Consider the following 7,324-nt stretch of genomic DNA (forward strand, 5'->3'; position numbering starts at 1 on the left):
AAAGACACGGCCAAATGTGGCTGTTAGCTCCCTTTCCGCCCCGGCGGGGGTGGAGAGGGTTGGGGTGAGGGGGGGGATACAACGCATAAGAAATAAGAACGCTGCAGATAACCGACGTGGCAATTCAAGCGATGCATTCCCCTGTATCCAAAATGAACTGCAAAAACAAGAGCAAACTATGCATATAGCACGTGGGCTAGAGGCCAGAAAGCTTCAAAAAATGGCTGCAAACGTGCAATTCGCCCCAACCAACCGGGAGTTCACACAATGATGAACTTGCAACAGGCCGGCGCCTGGCTCGGCAACGCGCGCCTGGTCAATGCGAGCGGTACAGACGGCGCCGACGTCCTGATCGAGCGCGTGCACACCGACACCCGCACCTTGGCCCCAGGCGACCTGTTCGTGGCCCTGCGCGGCGAGCATTTCGATGCCCATGATTTTCTGGCCCAGGCCAAGGCGCAAGGCGCGGTGGCGGCCATTTGCCAGAGCAGCGCAGGCGGCGACATCCAGGCCCAATTGCAGGCGCTGGGCCTGCCCGCCCTGCTGGTGCCCGACACCAAGCTGGCGCTGGCGCAACTGGCGACCCACTGGCGCGCCCAGTTCACGCTGCCCCTGATAGCGGTCACTGGCAGCAACGGCAAGACCACGGTGACGCAGATGATTGCCGCCATCCTGCGCGCCTGGAAGCCGCAGGCGTATCTGGCCACGCAGGGCAATTTGAACAACGACATCGGCGTGCCGCTTACGGTGCTGCGGCTGCGCCGCCAGCACGAGATTGCGGTGGTCGAGCTGGGCATGAACCATCCCGGGGAAATTGCGCTGCTGGCTGCCATTGCCCAGCCGACCGTGGCGCTGGTCAACAACGCGCAGCGCGAGCACCTCGAATTCATGGCCACGGTGGAGCGGGTCGCACAAGAGAACGGCTCGGTCATTGACGCCCTGCCAGCGCACGGCGTGGCGGTGTTCCCGGCGGACGACTTGTACAGCCCGCTGTGGGCGAGCCAAGCCGGGCCGCGTGTCACGCTGCGCTTTGGCGGGGCCGACGTTGGCGTTGGCGCGCCTGAGGTGCGTTGTCTGCAGGCCGACTGGCTGGGCGCTTGCTGGCAGGTGGCGGTCAGCACGCCGTCCGGTCCCCTGCAGTACACCTTGCCGATTGCGGGCCTGCACAACGTCAAGAACTCCCTGGCGGCGGTGGCTTGTAGCCTGGCGGCCGGCGTTCCCTTGAAGCAGATTGCTCTTGGCCTTTGCGCCTTTGAACCGGTCAAGGGTCGCTCGCGCGCCCTGCTGGTCCAGATGGGCGCGCGCCAGATCACGCTGGTGGACGACAGCTACAACGCCAATCCGGATTCTGTCCAGGCGGCCATCGAGGTGCTCGCCACTCTGCCGGGGCCGCACCTGCTGGTGCTGGGCGACATGGGTGAAGTGGGCGACCAGGGGCCGCAGTTTCATGCGCAGGCCGGCGACCAAGCGCGCGCGCTCGGTATCGAATCCCTGTTCACGCTGGGCGAGTTGTCAAAGGCGACAGCGAAGAGTTTCGGCGCCGGCTGTCATTTTGCCGACATGCCAGCGCTGCAAGCCGCCGTGTTGGCCGAGTTGCCGCGCGTCGGCAGTGTGCTGGTCAAGGGCTCGCGTTTCATGAAGATGGAACGCGTGGTCGAGGCCATCGTGAACCAAACCCAAGCCGCCCAGGAGACCGACCATGCTGCCTAGCCTCGCCCAGTGGTTGCAGACCGTGTCGCCCGAATTCGGCTTTCTGCGCGTGTTTCAGTACCTGACGCTGCGCGCCGTCATGGCCGCGCTCACCGCCTTGCTGATGGGCCTGGCGGCAGGCCCCTATGTGATTCGCCGCCTGAGCGAACTCAAGATTGGCCAGCCGATTCGCGGCTATGGCATGGATTCGCACCTCAGCAAAAGCGGCACGCCCACCATGGGCGGCGTCTTGATTCTGTTCAGCATCACGCTCTCCACGCTGTTGTGGACCGACCTGAGCAACCGCTTTGTCTGGATCGTGTTGCTCGTCATGCTCGGTTTTGGCGCGATTGGTTGGGTCGACGACTGGCGCAAGGTGGTCAACAAAGACCCCGAGGGCATGCGCTCGCGTGAGAAGTACCTCTGGCAATCGGTGATTGGCCTGCTGGCCGCCCTGTACCTGGTGTTCAGCATTTCAGAGAACACCAATATGCGCGTGCTGGAGCTCTTCTTCAGTTGGGTGCAGTCGGGCTTTGATCTGGACTTGCCGCCCAAGGCCGGGCTGCTGCTGCCGTTTTTCAAGTCGGTCAGCTATCCGCTGGGTGTGCTTGGTTTTGTGATCCTCACCTATCTGGTGATTGTCGGCTCCAGCAACGCCGTCAATCTGACTGATGGTCTGGACGGCCTGGCCATCATGCCGGTGGTGATGGTGGGGGCTTGCCTGGGGATTTTTGCCTATGTCACGGGCAGCGCGGTCTACTCCAAATACCTGTTCTTCCCGCACATCCCCGGCGCGGGCGAGCTGCTGATTTTTTGTGCTGCCATGTCGGGAGCGGGTCTGGCATTCTTGTGGTTTAACACCCACCCAGCGCAGGTGTTCATGGGCGATGTCGGCGCGCTGGCGCTGGGCGCGGCGCTGGGCACGGTCGCGGTGATCGTGCGTCAGGAAGTCGTGCTGGCCATCATGGGCGGCATTTTTGTGGTCGAGGCCTTGTCGGTCATGTTGCAGGTGAGCTGGTTCAAGTTCACCAAGAAACGTTTTGGCCAGGGCCGGCGCCTGATCAAGATGGCGCCCTTGCACCATCACTTTGAGAAGAGCGGCTGGAAAGAAACGCAGGTGGTGGTGCGCTTCTGGATCATCACCATGCTCTTGTGCCTGGTCGGCTTGTCCACCCTGAAGCTCAGGTAAGCATGAACGCGCTGCAAAACCAACACGTGCTGATTCTGGGCCTGGGCGCCTCGGGTCTGGCCATGGCGCGCTGGTGTGCGCGCTGTGGTGCGCGCGTGACGGTGGCGGACACGCGCAGCACGCCGCCGCAGCTGGCTGCGCTGCAACGCGACGTGCCAGCGGCCCGGTTTGTCAACGGTGCTTTTGATGCCGCGCTGGTGGTGGGCACGGATGTGCAGGCCGTGTACAAGAGCCCGGGGCTGTCGCCGCAGGATGTTGCTACTGTTACAGAAGCCGCTCGCGTAAGTGGCATAAGGGCTTCAGGCGAACTGAGCTTATTTTCTCAAGCCTTGGTCGACTTGCAGGCGACGCAGAATTACGCGCCCCAAGTTCTGGCCGTCACCGGCACCAACGGCAAAACCACCGTGACCGCACTGACCGGTCAGCTGGTGGCGCGCGTGGGCAAGACCGTGGCGCTGGCCGGCAATATCGGCCCGACCTTGCTTGACACGTTGATCCAACATCTAGAGGCCGACACCCTGCCCGAAGTCTGGGTGCTTGAGTTGTCGAGCTTTCAGTTGGAGGGCGAAAACACTTTTGAGCCTAGCGCCGCCGCGGTGCTCAACATCACGCAAGACCATCTGGACTGGCATGGCAGCATGGCGGCCTACGTGGCTGCCAAGGCCAACATTTTCGGCGCCACCGGCCTGATGATCCTGAACCGCGAAGACCGGCAGGTCATGGCGATGCTGCCCGAGCCGGTACGGCTCAAGCTGCAGCGCCCGCAGCTGCGCGCCCACCTCACTTTCGGCGCTGATTTGCCGCAGCGCCCCGGTGACTTTGGGCTGGAACAGGTCAACGGCATGCTGTGGCTGGTGCGTGCGCTGGAGGCCGACGAAACGCTCAAGACGCGCAAGGGCGAAACGCCCGAACTGCACCTGCAGCGCCTCATGCCAGCCGACGCGCTGCGCATTCGCGGCCGTCACAACGCGGTCAACGCGCTGGCGGCACTGGCGCTGGCTCAAGCGGCCGGCTGCGCGCTGGGGCCGATGCTCTATGGCCTGCGCGACTACCGCGGCGAGCCGCACCGCGTGCAGTCGATTGGCCTGTTCAACGAAGTTGAGTTTTTCGACGACAGCAAAGGCACCAACGTCGGCGCGACGGTCGCGGCGCTCAGCGGTCTGGGGGCGGAGCGCAAAGTGATTGTCATCCTGGGCGGCGAGGGCAAGGGGCAGGACTTCGCGCCGCTGCTGGACCCGGTGTCGCGCTACGCCCGCGCCGTGGTGCTGATCGGGCGCGACGCGCCGCTGTTGCGTGCGGCGCTGCAAGGCGCGCAGGTGCCGCTGCTGGATGCCGAGTCGATGGCGCAGGCCGTGGGGCTGGCCAATGCCCAGGCGCACGCGGGGGATGCGGTGCTGCTGTCGCCGGCCTGCGCCAGCTTTGACATGTTTGACAACTACGAGCACCGGGCCCGGATGTTCGCGCAAGCCCTGGCCGAGCTTGCCAGCGCCGCCGGGGTTGAACTGGGGTTGGCGCCATGAAAAAATGGCTTCATGCGCTGGCCGGGCCCGTGGGCGATGCGCTGCCGGTGCGCCTGGGCGCCACGCGCCGCGCCGCCACCGGCAGCGTGCCGACGCCGGTACTGGGCTTTGACCAGGCACTGGTCTGGGTCACGGTGGCGCTGCTGGCCTGGGGCCTGGTGATGGTGTATTCGGCGTCGATTGCGATGCCGGAAAATCCGCGCTTTGCCCGCTACACGAACAGCTATTTTCTGGTGCGCCACGCGCTGTGGCTGGTGATGGCCTTTGTCGCGGCGCTGCTGGCCTATCAAGTGCCAATGCGGATGTGGGAGAAGTCCGCAGGCTGGCTGTTTGTGTTGTCGTTGGTCCTGCTGGCCTTGGTGCTGATCCCGCATGTCGGCAAAGTGGTCTACGGTGCGCGGCGCTGGATTGCGCTCGGGCCCTTGAGTTTTCAGCCGTCTGAACTGGCCAAGTTCACGGTGCTGCTGTACGCGGCCGACTACATGGTGCGCAAGATGGACGTCAAGGAGCATTTCTTTCGCGCCGTGGCGCCCATGGGCGTCGCGGTGGCGGTGGTGGGCGTGCTGCTGCTGGCCGAGCCCGACATGGGTGCGTTCATGGTGATTGCCGTGATTGCCATGGGAATTTTGTTTTTGGGCGGCGTCAATGCCCGTATGTTCTTTTTGATCGCCACCGTGTTGCTGGGCGCCTTCATGATGATGATCGCCTTCAACGACTACCGGCGCGCGCGTATTTTTGCCTACCTGGACCCCTGGAGTGAAGAGAATGCGCTGGCCAAGGGCTACCAGCTGACCCATTCCCTGATTGCGGTGGGTCGTGGTGAGGTCTTTGGCGTCGGCCTGGGCGGCAGTGTGGAAAAGCTGCACTGGCTGCCCGAAGCCCACACCGATTTTCTGCTGGCCGTGATTGGCGAAGAGTTTGGCTTGGTCGGCGTGGTGCTGGTCATTGGCCTGTTCCTCTGGTTGACCCGGCGCATGATGCACATCGGGCGCCAGGCGATTGCGCTGGACCGGGTGTTTGCCGGCCTGGTGGCGCAGGGCGTGGGGATCTGGGTCGGTTTTCAGGCCTTCATCAACATCGGCGTCAATCTGGGCGCGCTGCCGACCAAGGGCCTGACCCTGCCCTTGATGAGCTACGGCGGCTCGGCCATTCTGGTCAATCTGGTGGCGCTTGCTGTGGTACTGCGTGTAGATCACGAAAACCGCCAGTTGATGCACGGAGGCCGGGTATGAATTTGACCCCCACGCTCGCCACTGCGTGTGCTTCGCTGCCCCCCGAGGGGGCCCTCGCGCCTAGGGGCGGCCCGTCGGCGCTCATGACCCAAGGTACCGCACTGATCATGGCAGGCGGCACCGGCGGCCACATCTTTCCGGGGCTGGCACTGGCGCAGGCGCTGCGCGAACGCGGTTGGCAGGTGCACTGGCTCGGTGGCGTCGGCACGGCGAGTCAGCCCAGCATGGAAAGCCAGCTGGTGCCGCCGCAAGGCTTCGCCTTTGAATCCATTGAATTCTCCGGGGTGCGCGGCAAGGGCCTGGGCACGCTGGTACGCCTGCCCTGGCGCCTGGCGCGCGCTTGCTGGCAGAGCGTGGCGCTGCTGCGCCGCGTCCAGCCCGATGTCGTGCTGGGCCTGGGCGGCTACATCACCTTGCCCGCCGGATTGATGAGCGCGCTGCTGGGCAAGCCGCTCATCCTGCATGAGCAAAATTCAGTTGCTGGCATGGCCAACAGGGTGCTGGCGCGATTCGCTACCCGGGTCTTCACCGCGTTTCCGGATGTCTTGCCCAACGGGCACTGGGTCGGCAACCCGCTGCGCGCCGCCTTCCTGCAAGTGCCTGATCCTGCGACGCGCTTTGCCGGGCGCACCGGCCCGCTCAAGCTGCTGGTGCTGGGCGGGAGCCTGGGCGCCAAGGCCTTGAACGAGATCGTGCCACGTGCGCTGGCGCTGCTGCCTGTTGAACAGCGCCCGCAAGTGAGGCACCAGAGCGGCGCCAAGCAGATTGACGCCTTGCGCGCCAATTACGCGGCAGCGGGCGTGCAAGCCGAGCTGACACCGTTCATTGACGACACGGCGAAAGCCATGAGTGACACCGATCTGCTGATCTGCCGCGCCGGTGCCAGCACGGTGACGGAGATCGCCGCGGTTGGTGCGGCGGCCCTGTTTGTGCCGTTTCCGTCTGCCGTCGACGACCACCAGACCGTCAACGCCCGCTTTCTGGCCGATCAGGGCGCGGCATGGCTCAAACCCCAGTCGGAGTTGAGCCCTGAGTGGCTCGCGGAAATGCTCCAAAAAACAGAGCGGTCTGCCCTTATGGCACGTGGGCTAGAGGCTAAAAAGATTCAAAAAATTGACGCCACTGAGAAGATTGTTGCGGCTTGCGAGGAGTTGGTGCGGTGAGTAACTTTTGCTCTACGTTCTCTCTTGCTGTTTCTGATGCAGTGGTCGCTCGCTGCTTTGGATTTTCTGTGGTCGACGGGGAGGGACTTGTTTCTTGCCATTTTTCCCCCACTCACTCCCCCAACCCCTCTCTCGCCCCGCTGGGCGAAAGAGGGGGGCTCCATGTGGCCGCGTGTTTTAAGGCGGGAATTTTGCGCTTGACTGCGTGCTGGCCTCAAAGTGGCGGTACCTCAGCGACCAGTCGCTGTAGCCGAATTCGGCCTCGGATCAGTTGGCCTGCCGTCGATTTCTCGGTCTGCTGCACAGAATCAGCAGACTCAGGTCAAGCAGGTCAAGCAGATCAAGCGCCGTCTAAGCGCCAATTGGCCTCGACCTGTCTGCAGCGCATCCAAAACCCGCTCCCTCAGCTTGATGGCAACGCGCCCATGCCCGCCTCTTTCCCACCTTCAAAGACACGGCCAAATGTGGCTGTTAGCTCCCTTTCCGCCCCGGCGGGGGTGGAGAGGGTTGGGGTGAGGGGGGGGATACAAC

The 7,324-nt window shown here is 63.9% G+C and carries 5 protein-coding genes; all 5 read left to right on the forward strand.

Features of this window, described 5'->3' with window-relative positions; all coding sequences use genetic code 11:
- Positions 1-267: 267 nt before the first annotated feature.
- The 5 genes from murF (at position 268) to murG (ending at position 6,793) form a co-directional block, all read left to right on the forward strand.
- The gene (murF, locus tag GZ093_RS19000; RefSeq protein WP_296489114.1) at positions 268-1,710 is read left to right on the forward strand and encodes a UDP-N-acetylmuramoyl-tripeptide--D-alanyl-D-alanine ligase; all 1,443 of its coding nucleotides are present in this window, start codon (positions 268-270) and stop codon (positions 1,708-1,710) included.
- Complete coding sequence (gene mraY, locus GZ093_RS19005) at positions 1,700-2,878, forward strand: phospho-N-acetylmuramoyl-pentapeptide-transferase (protein WP_296489115.1); 1,179 nt, start codon at positions 1,700-1,702, stop codon at positions 2,876-2,878. The genes murF and mraY overlap by 11 nt, the downstream gene beginning before the upstream one ends.
- A 2-nt stretch (positions 2,879-2,880) precedes the next feature.
- Positions 2,881-4,398: a UDP-N-acetylmuramoyl-L-alanine--D-glutamate ligase gene (gene murD / locus GZ093_RS19010; RefSeq protein WP_296489117.1), complete on the forward strand. Its 1,518-nt coding sequence runs from the start codon at positions 2,881-2,883 to the stop codon at positions 4,396-4,398.
- Positions 4,395-5,630 (forward strand): putative lipid II flippase FtsW, encoded by a 1,236-nt coding sequence (ftsW, locus tag GZ093_RS19015; protein WP_296489119.1) that lies wholly within the window; start codon positions 4,395-4,397, stop codon positions 5,628-5,630. The genes murD and ftsW overlap by 4 nt, the downstream gene beginning before the upstream one ends.
- Before the next feature lie 83 nt (positions 5,631-5,713).
- A complete protein-coding gene (gene murG, locus GZ093_RS19020) occupies positions 5,714-6,793 on the forward strand; it encodes an undecaprenyldiphospho-muramoylpentapeptide beta-N-acetylglucosaminyltransferase (protein WP_296489122.1) in 1,080 nt (359 codons plus the stop codon).
- Positions 6,794-7,324: the final 531 nt, after the last annotated feature.

Source organism: Rhodoferax sp. (genome assembly GCF_010365055.1).
Classification (GTDB): domain Bacteria; phylum Pseudomonadota; class Gammaproteobacteria; order Burkholderiales; family Burkholderiaceae_C; genus Rhodoferax.